This is a genomic window from Limimaricola hongkongensis DSM 17492 (assembly GCF_000600975.2).
GTDB classification, from domain to species: Bacteria; Pseudomonadota; Alphaproteobacteria; order Rhodobacterales; family Rhodobacteraceae; genus Limimaricola; species Limimaricola hongkongensis.
Genome location: NZ_KK088650.1, coordinates 730,643 through 750,699, shown reverse-complemented (window position 1 = coordinate 750,699; position 20,057 = coordinate 730,643). Strand labels below are relative to the sequence as shown.

The window sequence follows — 20,057 nt, the reverse complement described above, 5'->3', positions numbered from 1 at the left end:
CGCTGGCCTTCCTGTCGGGCGCGATGCTGCTGGCGCTGGGACTGTTCCGGCTCGGGTTTCTGGCAAACTTCCTGTCGCACCCGGTGATCGCGGGCTTCATCACCGCCAGCGGCATCCTGATCGCGGCGAGCCAGCTGCGCCATATCCTCGGCATTCAGGGCGAGGGTCACACGCTGCTCGAGATCGTGGGCAGCCTCCTCGCGCATCTGGACGAAATCAACCTCATCACCGTTGGTTTGGGCGTTTCGGCCACCGCCTTCCTGTTCTGGGTGCGCAAAGGCCTGAAGCCGTTCCTGCGCCTCCTTGGTCTCGGGCCGCGCATGGCCGACATCGGCGCCAAGACCGGCCCGGTGCTGGCGATCATCGCGACGACGCTTGCCGTCTGGGCCTTCGATCTCGGCGAACGCGGCGTCGCCATCGTCGGTGAGGTGCCGCAAAGCCTGCCACCGCTCACTTTGCCCTCCTTCTCGCCGTCCCTCGTCTCTCAACTTCTGGTCCCGGCGCTGCTGATCTCGATCATCGGCTTCGTCGAGAGCATCTCCGTCGCGCAGACCTTGGCGGCCAAGAAGCGTCAGCGCATCGACCCCGACCAGGAGCTGATCGGGCTGGGCGCGGCCAACATGGGCGCGGCCTTCTCGGGCGGCTTTCCGGTGACGGGGGGCTTCTCGCGCTCGGTGGTGAACTACGATGCCGGGGCCGAGACCCCCGCCGCCGGAGCTTTTACCGCTCTCGGCCTCGCACTGGCGGCGCTGTTTTTGACGCCGCTGATCCACTACCTGCCGAAGGCGACGCTGGCCGCGACCATCATCGTCGCCGTTCTCAGCCTCGTCGACTTCTCGATCCTCAAGCGCGCCTGGTCTTTCAGCCGCGCCGATTTCGCCGCCGTATCGGCGACGATCTTGCTGACGCTGGTGTTCGGCGTCGAGGTGGGCGTGACGGCGGGCGTGGTCACCTCGATCCTCGTGCATCTTTACAAGACCTCACGTCCGCACATGGCAGTGGTGGGCCGGGTGCCGGGAACCGAGCACTTCCGCAACGTGCTGCGTCACGATGTCGAAACCCAGCCACACGTGCTGTCGCTGCGCGTTGATGAAAGCCTCTACTTCCCCAACGCCCGTTATCTCGAAGATCAGCTCTCGGCCTATGCCGCCGACAAGCCCGAGCTGACCGACGTGGTGCTGATGTTCCCGGCGGTGAACGAGATCGACCTCTCGGCGCTGGAATCGCTCGAGGCGATCAACACCCGGCTGCACGACGCGGGCATCCGGCTGCATCTGAGCGAGGTGAAGGGCCCTGTGATGGACCGCCTCAAGCGCAGCCACTTCCTCGACGAACTGACCGGGGAGGTGTTCCTCAGCCAGCATGAGGCCGCGTGCAAGCTGGCTGAGGCCGGGCCCGAAGCCCCACGGCCCGTCCGCCAGAGCGCCTAATTCGGCCTCAGCACCGAACCCATCAATCTGCCCCCCAAGTAGCGATTGGAACTCAGGCCATGCCAGACTTGGGATACAGGAACACCTTCGTCTCCAGTGGCACCTTTTCATAGAGCTCGATGATCTGCTCGTTCACCAGGCGGGCGCAGCCGTTTGACACGGCGGTCCCAATGGTGGATGGCGCATTGGTGCCGTGGATGCGCAGGAAGGTGTCGTAGCCGTCCTTGAACAAGTAGAGCGCCCGGGCGCCCAGGGGGTTGTCGATCCCGCCCGGCATGCCGTCGGCCCATTTGCCGTAGACCTCCGGCTCGCGTTCGAGCATGCCCGGGGTCGGAGTCCAGCTGGGCCATTCCTTCTTGGCTTGGATCAGGAAGGTCCCCGCCTCGTAGAGATCATCTCGGCCCACCCCGACCGCGTAGCGCAGCGCCCGCGCGCCCGGCAGCGTCCAGTAGAGCGCGAACTCGTCGGGCATGACGTGGATCTGCCCGGCCGGGATGCCTTCGGCGATGGCCACCTCGCGGGGCGGGATCACCGCGGCCTGCGCCGCGCCCTCATGCGCCAACACCCTCCCGGCGGGTAGTGTGGCACCCGCGAAAGCAGCCGCCGTTCCCTTGAGAAAACCTCGTCTCAGCATGCGTCACCTCCGTTTTGTCCCGACGCCGACGGATGTCATGCGCAGGATATGGTAGTGATGGCCCCGCGCTGGCACCGGTCGATCCGGGGTTCCAAGCGCAGTGCGTCCATGCCGTGTCGAATGCATCGGGCTTAAGGCAGCCTTACGAGCGTGTGGCAGTGTCGCGTCCTGCCGACGCTCTGCCGCTTTCGTGAACGGGTCCGGCACAGGGCAGCACAATCTGCACGGCCTCGCCCCCACCCGTCCGCGGCGCGAACCGAAGCTGTCCTCCGAGCCGCTCGACCGCCACCTGCGCGATCGCCAGACCCAGCCCGCTTCCCCCCGCGGTCGCGCCCGCGCCGCGAAAGAACCGCTCGGTTACGCGGGTCCGCTCGGCCTCGGGAATGCCGGCTCCACGGTCGAGGACGGACAGCGTGATCCGCGCATCCCGTGCCACGCCCTCGACCACGACCTCGCCGCCCGGCGGGCTCGCCAGCACGGCGTTTTCGACGATGTTGCGTAGCGCCACGGCGGGCAGCACCGGGTCGGGGATCCGGCAGAACAGCCCCGGCGCTATCTCCAGCCTGAACTGCACCTCCCGCTCGGCGGCCAGTCTTTGCATGTCCTGCACGAGGTCTGTCACCAGGCGCGTCATGTTGGCGACCTCGCCACCTCCCTCCGGAGCACCATCGACGGCGGCGAGCTCGAGAAGCTGCCGCACCATCCGGTCGGTTCGGGCGACACCGCTCTCGATCCGCGCCAGCGCCTGTCGCCGCGTCGCCTCGTCCGGTGCCATGGCGGCGATCTGCGCCTGCGTCTTGATGCCCGCCAGCGGGGTCTTCAACTCATGTGCAGCGAAGGCGGTGAAGCTCCTCTCCCGCTCGCGCGCCCCGGCCACGCGGGCGAACAGCCCGTCGAGCGCAGCGCCCATGGGTCGGATCTCGCGCGGCAGCGGGCCTGCCGCCACCGGCCCGAGATCATCGGCCGTTCGCGCGCTCAGTGCCCGTGCCATCCGGCCGAGCGGCGCGAGACCGCGCCCGACGCTGATCCAGATCAGCGCCGCCAGCACAGGCAGGATCGCCAAGGCTGGCAGCAAAAGACCGCGTGCCACGTCCGTGACCAGCCGCTCCCGCACCGTGAGCCGATCGCCCACCATCACCCTCAGGCCAAGATCGTCGTTGATCATGGTATAGACCCGCCAGGCCTCGCCATCGACCAAGCTGTCGGAAAAGCCCGTTTGCTCTGCCGCGAGCCGGCCCGACGGCGCGCTCGCGGAAGCGCCCAAGAGCGCGCCGTCGAGCGACCAGATTTGGCACGATAGCTGGCGCGCGTATGCCGACCCTGCCGCCGGCTCGGGCAGGTCCAGCTCCACCGGCCCGGTCGAGGCGACGTCGATCCGCCGGTCGGAGATGAGCGATGATACCATCTGCGCCGCCTCGGCGAGGCGTGCGTCGAGCACCTGTTCGACCTCCGCCCGGGTCGAGTGCTGAATCCACCAGACCGCCGAGAGCCAGACTGCCCCGGTCGCCACCAGCAGGATGGCGAACAGTCGCGCCCGGATCGAGGTCATGGCCGCGGCTCCGCCAGCCGGTAGCCGACGCCGCGCACCGTCTCGATGAAGCCCGCGCCCAGCTTGCCGCGCAGCTTGTGAACATGCACCTCGACGGCGTTGCTCTCGACCCCCTCCTGCCATCCGTAAAGGCGCTCCTCCAGCCGGTCCTTCTCGACGATCACGCCGGGGGTCTCGATCAACGCGCGTAGCACCGAAAATTCGCGCCGCGAGAAGCGCAGCTCGCGCCCCTCCATCTCGCCGCTCATCCGCGACGGGTCGAGCCGCAGCCCGTTCCATTCGAGCAGCGCGCTGGCTCGCCCCTCGGCGCGGCGAATGATTGCGCGCAGCCGGGCGCTGACCTCGCCCAGATCGAAGGGCTTGCCGAGGTAATCGTCCGCCCCGGCGTCGAGCCCGCCGATCCGGTCGCGCACCTGGTCGAGCGCCGTGAGCAGCAGCACCGGCAAACGGTCGCCGCCCGCTCGCAGCCCGGCCAGCAGGTCAAGCCCCGAGCCGTCGGGCAGCATCAGGTCGAGCACCACCGCCGAGAAGCCCCCCTGCGCCAGCGCCTCGCGCGCATCGGCGCAGCAGGTCACCAGTTCCGGGGTGAAGCCCTGCAACCGCAGCCCGACGCTCAGCCCGTCGGCCAGCGTCTCGTCATCTTCCACGATCAGAACCCGCATCGCGCCTCCGGTTGTCGTCCTTGCCGTCGCTGTTGCGCCTCCGGGCTTAAGGGCCGCTTAAGGAAGCGCGCCGATCCGGGCGCCATGACACGGACCCTTTCATACCCCGCCGCCCTGCGGCGCGCCATCATCGCCCCGCTCCTCGCGGACCTGTCCCTCGCCCTGGTCGCCGCCGCCGCCCTTGCGCAGAGCGGCGACGTCTTCGGCCGGCCGTCGCCGCCGATGGACCCGCGCGAGGCCTTCGCGCTCGCGGTCGAGCCGCAGCCCGATGGCAGCCGCCTGCTGCGCTGGGACGTCGCCGAGGGCTATTACCTCTACCGCGAATACCTCGCCGCTGAGACCGAGGACGGGACATCGCTGCCCCTCGAGACCGAGCCCGGCGTCACCAAGGACGACCCGACCTTCGGCACCGTCGAGGTCTATTTCCACGATGTTGAGGCGCGGCTCGGCGTGACGGAAGGCCCGGTGCGCGTGACCTACCAGGGCTGTCAGGAGGACGGGATCTGCTACCCTCCGGTCACCGAAACCCTGCCCGCGATCGAAGTCGCGGCACCCCAGCCCGCTACCGAGGCGGCATCCGCCCCTGTCGAAAGCCCAGCAGCGGCGCCGCCGGAAAGCGGCATCACCCTTGCCAATGAGGACGGCCTGCTCGACGGTCTGAGTGCCCGTGGCGGACCGCTTCTCGTGTTGACGGGCTTCTTCAGTTTCGGGTTGCTTCTCGCCTTCACGCCCTGCGTCTTTCCGATGTTCCCAATTCTTGCGGGGCTGCTGGCCGGGCAGGACGGCACGGTCGGCGCCCGGCGCGGCGCGCTGCTCTCGGGCACCTACGTGCTGGCGATGGCGGCGGCCTTCGGCCTGCTGGGCCTCATCGCCGCGTGGTCGGGCCAGAACCTGCAAGTGGCACTGCAATCGCCCTGGGCCGTGGGCATGGTCGCCGGAGTCTTCGTGGCACTGGCGCTGTCGATGTTCGGCCTCTACGAGATGCGGCTGCCGCAGGCCTGGACGGGTCGGCTGTCGGGCATCGGCGCGAGCCGGGGCGGCACGCTGGGCGGCGCGGCGGCGCTCGGCTTCACCTCGGCGCTGATCATGGGGCCCTGCGTGACCGCGCCGTTGGCCGGGGCGCTCCTCTACATCGCGCGGACCGGCGACGCCTGGCTCGGCGCGGGCGCGCTCTTCGCGCTCGGGCTGGGACAGGGCGTGCCGCTCCTGATCGCGGGCACCTTCGGCGCCCGGATGCTGCCGCGTGCGGGGGCATGGATGGAGGGCGTGAAGGCCGCCTTCGGCGTCGTCTTCCTCGGCATGGCGATCTGGCTCGGCGGCCGGCTGCTGCCCGGCCCCGCCACGCTGGCGCTCTGGGCGGCGCTGCTGCTCGGCGCAGGCGTCTTCATCGGCGGGCTGGACCGGCTGGAGCCAAGCTCCGGCGCGGCGCCGCGCATCCGCAAGACCGCCGGGCTCGCCGCGATCCTCGCCGCCGGGGTCATGGGACTCGGGGCGGCCGCCGGCGCGGAGGACCCGATGCGTCCGCTGGCCGGTCTGCGCCCAGCCGAGGCCGCGCCCGGCACCGCCGATAACGAGACCGCCTTCACCCCCGTAACCTCGGTGCCGCAGCTCGACGCCGCGCTCGCGGAGGCAGACGGGCCGTCGATGATTTACGTCACCGCCGACTGGTGCGTCACCTGCAAGGTAATCGAGCGCCGCCTCTGGCCGGACCCAATGGTCCGCGAGGCGCTGGCGGGCACCACGCTCATCACCGCCGACCTGTCGGAGTTCGACGCCGAGGGGCAGGCGCTGCTCGATCATCTGGGCTCGGTCGGCCCGCCCACCATGGTGTTCCTCGACGCCGAGAGCCGCGAGGCGCCCGGCAGCCGCCTGATCGGCGAGCCGGGCGTGGAGGAGGTCGTGGCCTCGGCACGGGCGATCCGATGAACGCCGTCGCGATCGGCCCGCTGGTGTTCTCGGGCGAGCGGTTCCTCGCCGTGATCGCGGTGCTCGTGTTCATCGGCGTCGCCGAGATCGCCTCGTGGCGCCGCCCCGCGCAGGCCGAGGCGCTGCGGCGTTGGTCGCTCATCGCCGTCCTCGGCTGGGTGATCGCGGCGCGCGCGGGTTTCGTGGCGATGCAGTTCGACAGCTTCCGCGCGGCACCGCTCGATGCGCTGAAACTCTGGCAGGGCGGTTTCGCGCCGCAAGCGGGCCTGTTCGGGCTGGGTCTCGCGCTTTTCGCGGCGCTGCTGCGCCACCCCAGGGCCATGACGCCGCTGCTGCTGGCCGCCACCCTCGCGGGAACGGGAGTCGCGATTGCGCGGGTTGTGCTGCCCGACCAGACGCGCGGACGCCTGCCCGCGATCCATCTCGCAGAGCTGTCGGGCCGCCCGTTTCCGCTCGCTGAGACGGCGGGGCAGCCCTTGGTCATCAACCTCTGGGCCAGCTGGTGCCCGCCGTGCCGCCGCGAGCTGCCGATGATGATGGAGGTCGCCGCCGAAACGAAGGGGGCACAGATCCTCTTCGTTAACCAGCGCGAGGCGACGGAGGTGATCGAAAGCTACCTCGCGGGGCAGTCGCTGGGCACGACCGGCGTTCTGCGCGACCCGGAGGGCGCACTGATGGAGGCGTTCGGCCTGCTCGGTCTGCCGACCACCCTGTTCTTCGACGCCGAGGGAAGGCTGCGGGCCGCCCATACCGGCGAAATCTCCCGCGCGCAGCTCCGCGCGGGCCTCGACGACCTCGAAAGGACCACCCCATGACCGAGATCCTCCGCCCCCGGCGGCTGGCGTCGCTCGCGCTGCTCCCGCTTCTGGCGGCCTGCGCTGCCGCCCCAGCGCCCGAACCCGCCGCTCCTCCCGAGGCCGAACCCGTGCTCCCCGCCGAGGTCCGGGCGATGTATGCGACGGTGGAGGACGAGGGCGAGGTCATTCCCGCCGTGCCCGAGCAGTATCTCGACGAACGCAACCGCCGCCAGGAGGTCGACTACTGGACCGACGAGGCGCCCGGCACCATCGTCGTCGATCCGCATGCGCGGTTTCTCTACCTCGTGATGGAGGGCGACCGGGCGATGCGCTACGGCGTCGCGGTGGGCGATCAGGGGCGCGGCTTCTCGGGCGAAGGCAACATCCCCTTCACCCGCGAATGGCCGCGCTGGACGCCGACCCCCAACATGCTGCGCCGCGATCCCGACCTCTACGGACCCCATGCCGGCGGCATGGAGGGCGGCATCGACAACCCGCTCGGCGCGCGGGCGCTTTACCTGTTCAAGGACGGGCGCGACACGCTCTACCGCATTCACGGCACCAACGACCCATGGTCGATCGGCAAGGCCACCTCGGCCGGCTGCATCCGCCTGTTCAACCAGGACATCATCGACCTGCACGAGCGCACCCGCGCGGGCGCCAAGATCGTGGTGCTGAGCGAAGCCGACAGCGGCAAGGGCACGGTGCCGCCGGGCACGCCCCTGCCCACTCCCCAGCAGACGACCAACCAAGGATAGACCACATGACCAACCTCACCCGCCGTACCGCGCTCACCGGCGGCCTGCTCGCCATGGGCGGCACCGCGCTGTGGACCGCAACGCGCCCGGCGCGCGCGCAGGAGCAGCCGCTGCATCCGACCATCGAGGAGGTAATGTTCGACCTTACCAACCCGGTGCTCGGCAACCCCGAGGGCGACGTCACCATCGTCGAGTTCTTCGACTACCAATGCCCCTACTGCAAGGCGAACCACCCGGTCCTGAACGGGGTGGTCAAGGCGGACGGCAATGTCCGGCTGGTGATGAAGGACTGGCCGATCTTCGGCGCGCCCTCGGTACGGGCGGCCCAGCTGGCGCTCGGTGCGGCCTCGCTCGATGCCTACCAGACCGCGAACAACGCGCTGATGGCGACCGAGGGGCGGCTCGACGTTGCGCTGATCGAGGAGACGCTCGCCGAGGCCGGACTCGACGTCGCGGCGCTCGACGCCGCCTATGGTGAGAACCGCGACAAGTGGGACGGGCTTCTCACCCGCAACGGCGCGCAGGCGGCGGCCTTCCAGTTGCGCGGCACGCCCGCCTTCATCATCGGCACGGTCATCTACCCCGGCGCGATGGACAAGGCCGGGCTCGAGAACGCGATCGCGATGGCGCGCGGCTGAGCCTCCTTAAGGCTGGGATAAGGTGGCCGTGGTCGGCCTGTCCCGGCATCCCAACCAAGAGCAGGACCACAGGCAAGATGAGCACCACCCCCACCCGTCGGCAGGCGCTTCTCGGCGTGGCGGCGATCGCGCTGGCCACTCCTTCGTTGCTGCGCGCCCAGACCGCGCAGCCCCCCGTGCAGCGCAATGTGTCGAGCTTCCGCACCCAGTATTGGCAGGATCACTTCGACACGCTCGGCGTCGCCACCATCGTCGCCGACACCCAATCGCGCGCGCTGCACTACTGGAACGCCGATGCCTCGGACTACCGCGTCTTCCCAACCTCGATTCCGATCTCCGAAGACCTGACCAAGCGCGGCTATACCGCGATCGTGCGCAAGAAGGTGGGCCCCGACTGGACCCCGACGCCCTCCATGGTCGAGCGCAATCCCGAGCTGCGCTACATGCCGCCCGGCCCCGGCAACCCGCTCGGCACCCATGCGATGTATCTGAGCTGGCCCGCCTACCTGATCCACGGCACGCATGACACGCGCAAGATCGGGCGGCCTTCCTCGGATGGCTGCATCGGGCTCTACAACGAGATGATTGCCGAACTCTTCGCCATCACCCCCGTGGGCACGCAGGTACGCATCATCTGAAATTTCGCGGACGGTGTGGGCTGGACCACCGCCGCCCGCGCCACCATGCTCTCCCGCGAGACGCCCCGCAGGCGCGCGGGGCGGAGGAGAGAACCCCGATGAGACATATCCCCGGCCTGCTGGCCGCCCTGACGCTGTTCGCCGCCACCGAGGCACCGGCCGACGAGGACATCGCCGACCAGTATCCAGGCTCGCTGCTGTATGCCAAGCCGGTGGAGTTCATCCCCGGCGTCTGGACCGCCATCGGCGCCACCGCGCCACCGACCTACGAGAATGCCGGGCACAACAACAACCTGAGCTTCATCGTCACCGGCGACGGGGTGGTGGTGGTCAACGCAGGCGCTAGCCGCGGCTTGGCGCAAGCTCTGCACGACGAGATCCGCGTCGTGACCGACCAGCCGGTAAAGCTGGTGATCAACGAGAACGGACAGGGCCACGCGATGCTCGGCAACGGCTACTGGGTCGACGAGGGCGTGCCGGTGCTGGCCCATGCGGAGGCGGCGCGCGCCTTCGAGGAAGACGGCGACGCTTCGTTCCAGGCAGGCGAGCGGCTCTTAGGCGGCCGGTTCGAGACGACCCGGCTGCAGGGCCCGACCGAAACCTTCGAAGACAGCTACACCGTGCCCTTCGGCGATGTACCGATCGAGGTGCTGTATCTCGGCCCGGCCCACAGTCCTGGTGACATCGTGGTCTGGCTGCCCCAGCAAAAGCTGGTGATCTCAGGCGACATGGCGTTTCACGAACGCATGCTGCCGGTGTTCGCCGACACCGATACCCGTGGTTGGATCGAAACATGGGAGACCGCCTTCGAGCCTCTGGGGGCCACCTATGTCATCCCCGGCCACGGCCACCCGACCAACACGGATCAGGTGCGGCGCTACACGCATGACTACCTCGTGGACCTGCGCGAGAAAATCGGCACGCATCTCGACGAGGGCGGCGATCTGGCCGAGGCCTATTACGTCGACCAGAGCGCCTATTCGCATCTCGACACCTTCGACGAGCTGGCGACGAAGAACGCGGGCCGCGTCTTCGAACAGATGGAGTTCGAATAATTCCTACAAATATTGCGTAACAGCTTCAGAGTATCCTGCTGCTATGTATGGAATGCACGGGGTACGGCGGCCATGCTGGGCACGACACGTCCCGAAAAATCTTCGCGCCAAGCATTGTGAATGCCCGCAAGCAGCCTTCAAGCGTCGTTCTTATAAGGCGCAGCGAACTTCCAGCTGTCCGCCACGCCGGGCGGACTGCCGGTCTTCGCCGCGCCGAGCACCAACGGCAGCTATGCGCAGAGAACGGAGTACGCAAATTTAGACGGCAGCGCCGGGGTAATCGACGCGACCGGCCCAAAGGAGACATCCAACAGCTGATCACGATGCTGCGGTCGCAGCCCGCATTCCTGCCCTTCGTATCGAGTGCCGCTTCCAGCCCATATTAGGGAACGGTCAAAACCTCGCTAGTGCACCGAGCCGATACGAAACAATCGCTTTTTTGCCATCGTTAATGAAGATCTTTAGGCTCATTATTCGTGTTGTTGGGTCTCGGTGCTCAATATGATCATAGCTACGTTGCAACAACGTCCACACGTCCAAAACAGTGAGCCTACTTCCCTGATAAGGAATTGAAAGTTCATCCCTTCTTATCAAATCAGAGCGAAAATGTTCAAAACTGCATCGAATGAATTCAATTGGTTGCTTTGTCTCGATTTCTCTCGTTTCTGTATATGCCCAAACATCAAAATCGATGGAAAAAAGCTCTAAACCTCGCCCACTGTGGACAGCCTCAAATTTGACCGTATCAGCGAGCTGGCCGTCTTTTTCACATGCCTCGATTGCATGCCGAACCGTGTTTACACACAGCAAACTAGAGACAACGGTTGTCGGGTAGCTCATGTCAAGTTGAAGTGCGCGTTCGTTTTTAGCGCGGTGGGTTGTGAGTTTGATCTTAATTTCATTTCCACTGCTAACCGACTGCTTTCTGAAATTATCCAGCGAAGCAGGGGCATAAATATCTTCCAGAGATTCCTTGATGACGATAGCATGCACAACGGCAATCAAAAATCGCGCGTCGCCCTTGTGTTTATCTTGCTGATTAGGGTCCCAACGATAAGGACTCTTGAGGGAATGATGCCGGAGCTTTCCTCGAAGAAGGACGAGGGCCTTAATTTTATCAGTAATACCAGTGCAAGAGTCGAACAAATCAAACTTCTCATTGTTTTTAGCCTGGTTCGATTTCATGAGTTCTGTAGCAGCTTCTTCAATGTTCAAGCACAGAGCAGGGTTTTTCGATAAAAGTTCAATCTGCTGCGCCGTCTTAGTCTTTCCGTCGCAGTATCGGGTTTCTAAAAACAAGAACATGTTGTTATATGCATCTACATACCGCCCAGCTTCAAACGCGAGTCGACCTTCACGATAGTGAGATGTCGATTCTATTCGATCATCTGGGATCGAATTAGCACAAAAAGCCCTACCGATCTGCTCAAAATCGCAGGCAGAATTGAGGGTTTTATCATAGTTGGACTTTAAGTGGATACGGGACTCTTCTTCGATGTTTTCAGCGTGAAACTGAAAATCAAATCTATCGTAGTCCAAGTCAACGATTTGTATTCCGCTGATAACCGCTTGCCAGTTCATGATCCTCTTTCTGGCCAAAGCAGCGTAGCCGCCAATGTTTACATTTAAATTCGCGCTTCCGCCTGCTTCGTGCGGCTGCGTGAAGCTTGGCGCATGCTCAATACCAACACCGGAAAATGATAGGCACACTCTCTTCAGAATATTGCCTTCCCTCTCCAAAAAGAAGGGCATATTATCATGCTTGAGTGGCCAACCCTCCATAACCTCGACATAGTTATTCACGTCAAAAGCAACCGTAATTATCATGCTGAAAACTTCTCGCTAGTCACAGGTTGGCTGTCCAATATAATTAAATTTTAAGTGAAATCGACCAGACGGTGCTGTGGCTCGGTGGGCGGCGGTAACCCGAGCATATGCCAAGCTGCCTTGAATGGTGAAATAGGACAAACATGCTCTTGAAGGGTACCGAGCGAAAACGCTCATTCCAAAAGTTATCGCTTATGGGCAGTTCGTGAAATTAGCTCGGGCGTGACCTCTATTGGACCCGCGTTGTAGAGGCGTGAAATCTCTTTCAAAGTTGCAACCGCTTCATTATCGAACTCAATTCTCACTGAGAAATTCTTCTCGAGCTTCTCTTGGCAGGCTTTGCCCCAATCCAAAACTCGCGCAGCCAAGTCATCTTCTTGCGCAATCTTGAACATATCTTCAAGTTTCTCAGGAACTTCCCTAAGTTGGCCTAGTCTGCGTGAATGACCCTCAGAGTCCTTGATCGGCGATCCAAATTCCTTTTCTATAATTTTTCTTGCCTTACCGCACCCATCCAGAATTGGCTTTCTAATTTCCTCAACCCGGCGCAAGACCATATCGAATATAAAATACTGATCCATGCTGCGCTTTAAGTCTGTAAAGTCAATTTCTTGCCCCAGATCAGAGTGCTTTTTGACTAATTCGCTGTAGACGCTCCAATGTTCGCTCCAATCTGCGCCGTCTCCCCAACGCCCTTGTTTCACCCGCCCCATTACAATTTCTCTTGTGTAAACAGAAACAACCGCCTTTAAGCGATCTATCAATTGCTCAGCCTCTTTTTGCTTATCTTCCCAAAGCTCGGCTTCGAAACCTAGGCCCTTAAAACGTTTGAAGCGTGAGATATTGGCATAGATAAAGCTAAAAAAAGCCATCGCGAAAGTTGCGGACCCCCCGGCTTCATCGCCATTTAGAAGCCGGTTGAAACTAAAGGTTAGGAAGACCAATCCTACAATGCCGAAAAAAGCTTGTTCCCAGTGATTCTTGACGAGCCTAAGCATGGCGTCTCCTGTTGCTATCTGTAGCATAAGCCGAGGTCTTTAACCCAGCAACGCATATCGCGTTGAGATCCGCTCGAATGCTTTTCCTGAAATTCCGCTTCTTGATGATCCGCTTTCGAATGCTGGTTCGCAGCGAAGGTCCGCAATCCGCCGATGCTGTTGAAAAAGTCTGTGTTGCGGCGCGGCAAGTCCTTCGATTCACTCATTCCTGAGGGGATGGGAGGGTTTCGAGATGATGGGCAGGCAGGAGGCTCCGGCGCAGCTGTTCTACGAGTTCGATCTGGAGCGGCACGTCCCGGCCAACCATATGCTGCGAGAGATCGACTTGTTTCTCGACTGCGGCGGCTTGCGGGAGGCGCTGCGCCCCTTCTACAGCCACCTTGGCCGTCCATCCATCGACCCCGAACTCATCATCCGGATGCTGGTGATCGGCTACGTCATGGGCATCCGATCGGAACGTCGCCTCTGTGACGAGGTCCATCTGAACCTTGCCTATCGCTGGTTCTGCCGACTGGGTCTGGAGCGGAAGGTTCCGGATCACTCGACCTTCTCGCGCTATCGCCATGGCAAGTTCCGGGAGAGCAACCTGTTGCGTCAGGCCTTCGAAGCCACGGTCGAGCGCTGTCTGAAGGAAGACCTCGTGTCCGGCGAGGGCTTCGCCGTGGACGCGAGCCTGATCTCTGCCGACGCCAACAAGGTCCGCTCGATCGCGGCCGAGGATTGGAGTCCGGAGCGCGCGCGTGAGGTCGGAAACAGGGCGGCGCGGGAATACCTGGAGACACTCGACGATGCCGCCTTCGGGGCCGCGTCGCCTGTCCAGCCGAAGTTCGTGGCGAAGTCCGATCCGGCCGCGCAATGGACCCGCGCCGAGGAAAGCCGTCCTTACTTTGCCTACGCCACCAACTACCTGATCGACACCAAGAGCGCGGTCATCATGGACGTCGAGGCGACGAGAGCAATCCGTCAGGCCGAAGTCGGGGCCTCGCGCACAATGCTCGACAGGACGGAGAAGCGGTTCGGTATCCGGCCGGACTGGCTGGCCGCCGACACCGCCTACGGCAACGCCGAGAACCTCGGATGGCTGGTCGAGAAGCGCAGCATCATCCCCTTCATCCCGGTCATCGACAAATCAGAGCGGACCGATGGCACCTGGTCCCGGTCCGACTTCGAATGGGACGAGGCGAACGATCAATACATCTGCCCCGAGGGCCATGCTCTCAGGCAATTCCGTCGGAACTACTCCGATCCGACCCGGGGGCAGGACGCCGGCGGACGGAAGAAATACCGTGCCTTGAAGGCCACCTGCCAAGCCTGCCCATCCAAGGAAGTCTGCTGCCCGAAAGCGGAGGCGCGATACGTGACACGCGAGCCACACGAGGAAGCACGCGAGTTCGCGCGCGAATGCCGCAAGACCAAGGCCTACAAGGTGTCCCGCGACAAGCGGAAGAAGGTGGAAATGCTCTTTGCCCACCTGAAGCGCATCCTCGGCCTGACCCGGCTACGCCTGCGTGGCCCCAACGGCGCCAAGGACGAGTTTCTCCTCGCCGCCATCGCCCAGAACCTCAGGAAACTTGCGAAGCTACGGCCCCAGAATGTGCTGCGGGAGGCCACGGCATGAGCTGAGCGGCGGATTAGCCGCCTCAAGGCGGACAGACGGGCAGTTACCCGATCGGAACGGCGGCGCCCCGACGTTTGGGCTGACAAAACCGTCGTCCTCGAGCGACTTTTTCAACACAATCCGCCCTTCGTGTCCTAGGCTTGGATTTGTGCTGCGCGTCGCACGAAGGTCTAGAAAGAGCTGGGAGCAGCCATCCTCTGCGTCAGAAACGAAGGTCAGCTCTGAGCCGAATGAGGCCGTTCGCCACCTCTTGGGCTTGGTTACTTGGCCTGCAGATCCAAAAGGATGCGCAGCGCCCCTCCCCCGGACCTTTCTGAACGTGCTGATCACCGTGCATCAGGTGTTCTTCACAATGAAAGCGCTCACTACGGTCGCTGTATCATCTGCCTTGGCCCGGATCTGGCAGGCAGCCAAGGCTATCGGAGACCGTTCGACAGCGGTTGGCATCCGTGAGAAGGCCGGTTCACCGCTCCGCCACCGTTTGCCCCAAGCCGCATTCATGTGAAGGTAGAGCATGTGGTTCCAGCTCGCCCTTGGCAGCCTGCTCATCGCCATCACCGCCGTAGCGGCCGCGCTGTCCTGGTGGGGCCTCGAAGCGGTGCTCGTGCGAACGCATCGCTGGGCGATGCGCCCGCCGCATGGACCGAAGCTGACCGCGATCCTGTCGCTCTCGATGCTCTGGGCGCTCCTGATGATGACGGCGTCCGTCTGGATCTGGGCGCTGGCCTTCTGGGCGCTCAGGACCTTCGACAGCTTCGAGGCATCGGTCTACTTTGCCTTGGTAGTCTTCACCACGCTGGGCTTCGGGGATGTGCTGCTGCCGACCGAATGGCGCCTGCTCGGCGGTCTGGCCGCGGCCAATGGCCTCCTGACCTTTGGCATCCTGACCGCGATGCTGGTCGAAACGCTTCGACAGACCCGGCTGAGCCAGCGCAATTCGGTTTCACCCACGCCGCCACGAACTTCGAAGCGATAAGCCTCACAGTTCCTGGCGGGGCTGCGTTCGACAGCAACGGGCCGCGAGAATGGGCCCATCGCCAGCAAGCAGCGCGGGCGGAAAGCGCCCTCCTTGCATGGGCATGACGGCGACGCTGCTCCGCCTGTTACTGGAGATTGGCCGCTTTGATTGATGACAACACGTCCGAGGTCAGTTTGCGGGCGCCGTGATGGCGGGAACCCCGGCGGGCCCGGTGATCCAGTTCACCACCACCTCGCCGAGCAGCCAGACCACGACGAGCGCGAACACCGTTCCGACAAGCAGGACCATGTAGACTCCCGGTGAGGCCGGCCTCTTCTTGATGTCCATCTCGCTATTCCTTCTGTGAGAGACATCCCCAGAATAAGTCCGTGCCATCGTGGCCCGCGCTGATCCAGATCAACCCAGCCGAGATACGTCGACGGCTTACAAATTCTCAACCGAGCTCTACGCAACTGAACCGCCCCAAGTTTGCCGGAGGCTCCAACTCCTTGGTAGGATGGGGCCTCATGAACAAGACCACGAACGAGTATTTACCTGAAGTGCGCGAGCGCGCCGTGGAAATGGTTCTCGACAACGAAAGCTAGAACAGCTCTCGCTGGCAGGCGATCACCTCGCTCGCAGCGAAGATCGGATATTCGGCGAACACGCTGAACGAATAGATAAAAAAGGCGGAAGCCGACAGCGGCAAACGGGCCGGCATCCCAAGCGACATGGCCCAGAAGATAAGGGCTCTGGAGCTTAGGAACTACGAGTTGGGCCAGGCCAATGAAATACTCCGCAAGGCCTCGGCGTATTATTCGATGACTGAGCCGGACCGCTGGTCGACGTGATGATGGATTTCATTGAATCGCATCGTAATACGCACGGGGTCGAGCCGATTCTGCGCGGTGCTGCCGATCGCCCCTTCCACATTATATAAGCATCAGGCGAAGCGGGGTGATCTGGCTCGCCTGTCGGACCGTGCCTGCCATGACGAAGCCTTGCGGCACGAGATCCCCCGTGTTTTCGAAGAAAACTGGCGGGTCTTCGGCGTTTGCAAGGGAAGCTGCGACCAAGTCGTTGCCCAGCTGCAGACTATCGTTCGGACGAGAAATGCGTCTTGAGATAGGCGAGGATCTGCTCCGCGATTTCGGGTTCGGGCTCTTGCATGCCCTGCTCGTCGATCATCCAGGTCCAGAGATAGTCCCAGCGATCGTCGGTCAGACGCTGCTGTCGAATAATCGCCGTCGAGTGACAGCCGACGCACTGGTAGTAGGTGTCTTCAGCCCCGGGTCCAACGGGGAGGTTTCCCAGTTTCGGATCGAGTTCCGCCTGCGATCCCTGCGCCGTCGGACCTGTCGCCAGAGGCGCGAGCGGACTCATCGACGGCCGCATCGGGTCATACACTGGCTGCGCGGTCGCGCCGAATGCCGCCAGGAACAGCGACACGCATAGCCCGGCACCGAGGCCAGTCAACGTCTTGCTCATCTTCACGTTCTTTCGTTTGCTGCAAGAGCCGGTCATGCAGACAAGCTCTTACGGGGGATCACGTGGCGATCATGGCGATGCGGTGCTGCATGTTGTTGCCGTAGCCACGCGGATTCCAGCCGGGCACGACCGGAGGTTGCGACACACCGTTCAGGTCGGTGGCACGCGCCCAGACTTCATAATAGCCGGCTTGCGGAAGGGTCACGTCGGCGCGGAACCTCTGCCAGGCGAACTTATTCACCGGTGCCTCCAGTGCGGCCGGGGTCCACGTCGCTCCGAAGTCGATCGAAATATCGACCGAGGCGACGTCGCCGCTGCCCGACCACGCGTGGCCGCGGACCTCCATCGCTTCCCCGGCGGCCGCCTGCGCGCCCGATTGCGGGAAGGTGATCAGCGACTTGACCGGCATGTCGGTCAGGACGACCATGTCCTCTTCCGGGACCTCGGTGCCCGGCGCGACGGGATAGGCAGGCACCCGGTAGGAATAGCCCGTCATCTTTGCACCATCGTGCTCCTGGTCGCGGATCTGAATGCGGTTGACGTACTTCTGCGACGCCGATCCGGGATAGCCGGGTATTACCAGGCGCAGGGGGAAGCCATGTACCGCAGGGATCGGCTCCCCGTTCATTGCCCAAGCGATGATGCCACCCTCGGCCAAGGCTTTCTCGATCGGGACCCCGCGCGAGATCACCTCCTTATCAGGATCGCCCGACAAATGTGGGTCGTCGCTGTGATGGGCGGTGTAGACGGCGCTCGATTTAATCCCGGCGGCGTTGAGGACGTCGCTCAGCCGCACGCCGGTCCAGTCGGCGCATCCCACCGCGCCGGTGGTCCATTGGTTGCCGGATGCTCCGGGATTGAAGAATGCCCGACCGTTGCCGCCACATTCGAGCACGAGGCGCAAGGTCACCTCCTCGAAGCGAGACTTGAGCTCGCCGATGCTCAGTTCCAGCGCCGTGTCGACCTCGCCGTCGATCGTCAGGGTCCAACCCTCGGCATCCATGTCCAGTGCGCTGTCCGGGACAAACCCGTTGTTGCGGATGAAAAAGTGCTTGTATGGGGTGACGTCGTCATCCAGCAGATGCGCCGGCGTCTCCGCATTGAGCGGACGGTCGTTCAGAAGCACGAGGCCGTTCTTGCCGGACATGATGTCCTCCTCGCTCATCCCTTGGGCGAGCGCCATGAGATTACCCTCAAAGGGAATATTCATGCCGACATAGGCCCCGAGCGCCGTGAGGCCGGTCGCCTTCAGGATCGTCCGGCGTGTGGGCTCGTCAGCGATTTCGGCCTTGTCTGATCTGCCATCGGTGATCTTGTCAGTCATCGGTCCAAGCCCTCCCGTTACCTTAGGGAAAGCGTATCTCATGGCGAAAGATCTGCCAATCTTGCGCTTCCATGCCTCATACGGATGCGGCGCTCTCACCAAGCGCGACATTCGTCCCCGATTCAACATTCGATACGGGGGCTCGATCCAGACCTTTGCCGTGTCGAGCATCAAGGTAGGCTCTGGGGCGCAAGCTGACGCGGCTACGCGGGCAGGAAGCGGTCATTCGCTGCGCCGTCCACGAAGGTCGGCTTTGAACTAAATGTGCATCAAATGACCTCCATCCTGCAAAGACGTGGCCTAGACGCTCGGCCGCGCCACGTGTCGAGCAGCGTCAGCAAATCGGAGCGGGAGAGCCATGCATAGGGTCCGTCAGGCCAGGAGCGCACCATACCCTTGGGCCTGCCATGCGGAACGACAACAAGCGGCGCATATTTCGGATCAGCGACGCGGCCCTGCAGCATGACAGCCTCTCCTTCGAGCCATGGCAGGGAGGGATCGTCGGTCACGGTGGCTGGCACCTCCGGGGGCGCCCGCCTGATCCATGGGATCATGGTGAAAGCCGGGGCGAAGAGACCGAAGCGGGCGGCGACCGGGGTAATCATGAGGGTTGCCCCAACGTCATGTCTCGGGACAATCTGCCCGCGCCGGTTCGGCGACGGCATGACCGGGCGCATCGCGATCCTGACCCAAGGAGACTGCCGCATGTCCGATCAGACCATGGCCGCCGGTTTCGCGGCCGCGTTCCTCGACTATGCGGTGGCCGAAGGCGTGCCTCGAGACAGCTTGCTGGCGGCGTCGAGGCTGACGGAAGACGATCTGGCGGATCAGGACACCCGCATCCCGGTCGCCTCCTACCGGACCCTCATCGCCGCCGGGATCGAGGCGACGGGCGACACCTCGCTGCTCCTGCGACACGTGCTGGAGACCCGGCTGGAGATGATGTCGATCGTCGGCCAGATCGTGCATGCCTCCACCTCCTTCCCGCACAGTTTGGACCAGCTGAACCGCTATGCGCGCCTCATGGCCGACGTGCCGATCCCCGGCGGACGGGACCGGTTCGAACTGGTGCGGGACGCGGACGCGGTCTGGCTGGTGGACCACCGCCCCTGCGACGGCAGCTGGATGGCCACGGAGGCGAGCTTCGCGCGGTTCATCTCCGAGTTCCGCCGGTCCGCGCCGGAGCACCCGTTCGAGCGGGCGCTGGAGGTGACCTACGCCCCGCCGCCGCATGCCAACCGCTACCCGGAGCTTTTCCGGGTGCCGGTCACGTTCCGCGCGGCGCGCAACGCGCTGCGCATCAATCCGGTCTGGCTCGACGAGGCGTTCGACGGCGGCAAGCACTACGTCTTCGGCATCTTCACGCGCCATGCGGACGCGCTGCTGGACGAGCTTGCGACGCATGACACCGTGCGCTCTGCCGTCGAGACACGGATGCTTGCGGACCTGCACGAGGGCACGCTGTCGATGGATCGCATCGCGCGCGATCTCGGCATGAGCCGGCAGACGCTCTACCGCCGACTGAAGGACGAAGGCGTCACCTTCGCGCAGGTCCATGACGACCTGCGCCGCCGAATGGCGATGGATTACCTGAGCGCGGGCAAGGTCTCGGTCGGGGAGACGGCCTATCTTCTGGGCTTTTCGGAGGCCTCGGCCTTCGTGCGGGCGTTCCGGCGCTGGACCGGCGCGAGCCCGACCGCGTGGCGCGGCGATTGATGCCGCGGGTCAAGCCGCTGATCCCTGCGGTCATGCCGTCG

At 63.9% G+C, this 20,057-nt stretch carries 18 protein-coding genes, 1 pseudogene and 1 other annotated feature; of the genes and pseudogenes, 11 read left to right on the top strand and 8 right to left on the bottom strand.

Annotated features, from left to right (window positions below):
- Positions 1 to 1,430 (top strand): SulP family inorganic anion transporter (locus LOKHON_RS08230; protein WP_036082443.1); only part of this gene is annotated, 1,430 nt, incomplete at its 5' end.
- Between the two features lie 52 nt (positions 1,431 to 1,482).
- Here the strand turns inward: LOKHON_RS08230 and LOKHON_RS08225 are convergent.
- From LOKHON_RS08225 to LOKHON_RS08215, 3 genes are all read right to left on the bottom strand, one after another.
- Positions 1,483 to 2,064 (bottom strand): L,D-transpeptidase, encoded by a 582-nt coding sequence (locus LOKHON_RS08225; RefSeq protein WP_026147544.1) that lies wholly within the window; start codon positions 2,062 to 2,064, stop codon positions 1,483 to 1,485.
- Positions 2,065 to 2,206: 142 nt separating this feature from the next.
- Complete coding sequence (locus LOKHON_RS08220; RefSeq protein ID WP_017929079.1) at positions 2,207 to 3,613, bottom strand: ATP-binding protein; 1,407 nt, start codon at positions 3,611 to 3,613, stop codon at positions 2,207 to 2,209.
- Positions 3,610 to 4,275 carry a response regulator gene (locus LOKHON_RS08215; protein ID WP_017929080.1) on the bottom strand — a complete coding sequence of 222 codons (666 nt, stop codon included), beginning with the start codon at positions 4,273 to 4,275 and terminating at the stop codon, positions 3,610 to 3,612. Before LOKHON_RS08215 ends, LOKHON_RS08220 begins: the two co-directional genes overlap by 4 nt.
- An 84-nt stretch (positions 4,276 to 4,359) precedes the next feature.
- On the opposite strand from LOKHON_RS08215, the gene dsbD reads away from it, so the two are divergent.
- The 6 genes from dsbD (at position 4,360) to LOKHON_RS08185 (ending at position 10,087) form a co-directional block, all read left to right on the top strand.
- Complete coding sequence (gene dsbD / locus LOKHON_RS08210; protein WP_020485875.1) at positions 4,360 to 6,201, top strand: protein-disulfide reductase DsbD; 1,842 nt, start codon at positions 4,360 to 4,362, stop codon at positions 6,199 to 6,201.
- Positions 6,198 to 7,016, top strand: coding sequence for a TlpA disulfide reductase family protein (locus LOKHON_RS08205; protein WP_017929083.1), 819 nt, complete (start codon positions 6,198 to 6,200; stop codon positions 7,014 to 7,016). The genes dsbD and LOKHON_RS08205 overlap by 4 nt, the downstream gene beginning before the upstream one ends.
- Positions 7,013 to 7,756, top strand: coding sequence for a L,D-transpeptidase (locus tag LOKHON_RS08200; RefSeq protein WP_017929084.1), 744 nt, complete (start codon positions 7,013 to 7,015; stop codon positions 7,754 to 7,756). The genes LOKHON_RS08205 and LOKHON_RS08200 overlap by 4 nt, the downstream gene beginning before the upstream one ends.
- A gap of 5 nt (positions 7,757 to 7,761) precedes the next feature.
- Positions 7,762 to 8,394, top strand: a complete 633-nt coding sequence (locus LOKHON_RS08195) for a DsbA family protein (RefSeq protein WP_017929085.1) — start codon at positions 7,762 to 7,764, stop codon at positions 8,392 to 8,394.
- A 77-nt stretch (positions 8,395 to 8,471) separates the two neighbouring features.
- Positions 8,472 to 9,032 (top strand): L,D-transpeptidase, encoded by a 561-nt coding sequence (locus LOKHON_RS08190; RefSeq protein WP_017929086.1) that lies wholly within the window; start codon positions 8,472 to 8,474, stop codon positions 9,030 to 9,032.
- 98 nt (positions 9,033 to 9,130) lie between these two features.
- Positions 9,131 to 10,087 carry an MBL fold metallo-hydrolase gene (locus LOKHON_RS08185; RefSeq protein ID WP_017929087.1) on the top strand — a complete coding sequence of 319 codons (957 nt, stop codon included), beginning with the start codon at positions 9,131 to 9,133 and terminating at the stop codon, positions 10,085 to 10,087.
- A gap of 393 nt (positions 10,088 to 10,480) precedes the next feature.
- On the opposite strand, the gene LOKHON_RS16115 is transcribed toward LOKHON_RS08185, so the two are convergent.
- Together LOKHON_RS16115 and LOKHON_RS16110 are read right to left on the bottom strand one after the other, a co-directional pair.
- Positions 10,481 to 11,914 carry a hypothetical protein gene (locus LOKHON_RS16115; RefSeq protein ID WP_162561773.1) on the bottom strand — a complete coding sequence of 478 codons (1,434 nt, stop codon included), beginning with the start codon at positions 11,912 to 11,914 and terminating at the stop codon, positions 10,481 to 10,483.
- Positions 11,915 to 12,099: 185 nt separating this feature from the next.
- A complete protein-coding gene (locus LOKHON_RS16110; RefSeq protein ID WP_162561772.1) occupies positions 12,100 to 12,912 on the bottom strand; it encodes a hypothetical protein in 813 nt (270 codons plus the stop codon).
- Positions 12,913 to 13,144: 232 nt separating this feature from the next.
- Here LOKHON_RS16110 and LOKHON_RS08180 point away from each other — a divergent pair, with 232 nt between their 5' ends.
- The gene (locus LOKHON_RS08180) at positions 13,145 to 14,530 is read left to right on the top strand and encodes an IS1182 family transposase (RefSeq protein ID WP_017929088.1); all 1,386 of its coding nucleotides are present in this window, start codon (positions 13,145 to 13,147) and stop codon (positions 14,528 to 14,530) included.
- A gap of 514 nt (positions 14,531 to 15,044) precedes the next feature.
- Positions 15,045 to 15,506, top strand: coding sequence for a potassium channel family protein (locus LOKHON_RS08175; RefSeq protein ID WP_017929089.1), 462 nt, complete (start codon positions 15,045 to 15,047; stop codon positions 15,504 to 15,506).
- Between the two features lie 171 nt (positions 15,507 to 15,677).
- On the opposite strand, the gene LOKHON_RS16105 is transcribed toward LOKHON_RS08175, so the two are convergent.
- The gene (locus LOKHON_RS16105) at positions 15,678 to 15,836 is read right to left on the bottom strand and encodes a hypothetical protein (RefSeq protein ID WP_017929090.1); all 159 of its coding nucleotides are present in this window, start codon (positions 15,834 to 15,836) and stop codon (positions 15,678 to 15,680) included.
- A gap of 179 nt (positions 15,837 to 16,015) precedes the next feature.
- Here LOKHON_RS16105 and LOKHON_RS16460 point away from each other — a divergent pair.
- Positions 16,016 to 16,549, top strand: a pseudogene (locus LOKHON_RS16460) (transposase); the annotation flags it as partial.
- Positions 16,297 to 16,414: a sequence feature (AL1L pseudoknot), on the top strand. Its footprint overlaps the pseudogene before it by 118 nt.
- 34 nt (positions 16,550 to 16,583) lie before the next feature.
- On the opposite strand, the gene LOKHON_RS08170 reads toward LOKHON_RS16460, so the two are convergent.
- Positions 16,584 to 16,976 (bottom strand): hypothetical protein, encoded by a 393-nt coding sequence (locus tag LOKHON_RS08170; RefSeq protein WP_017929093.1) that lies wholly within the window; start codon positions 16,974 to 16,976, stop codon positions 16,584 to 16,586.
- Between the two features lie 58 nt (positions 16,977 to 17,034).
- Entirely contained in the window at positions 17,035 to 18,300 is a 1,266-nt protein-coding gene (locus LOKHON_RS08165) for a sulfite oxidase (protein ID WP_017929094.1), read from the bottom strand.
- 705 nt (positions 18,301 to 19,005) lie between these two features.
- Here LOKHON_RS08165 and LOKHON_RS08155 point away from each other — a divergent pair.
- Positions 19,006 to 20,016 carry an AraC family transcriptional regulator gene (locus LOKHON_RS08155; protein WP_017929096.1) on the top strand — a complete coding sequence of 337 codons (1,011 nt, stop codon included), beginning with the start codon at positions 19,006 to 19,008 and terminating at the stop codon, positions 20,014 to 20,016.
- Positions 20,017 to 20,057: the final 41 nt, after the last annotated feature.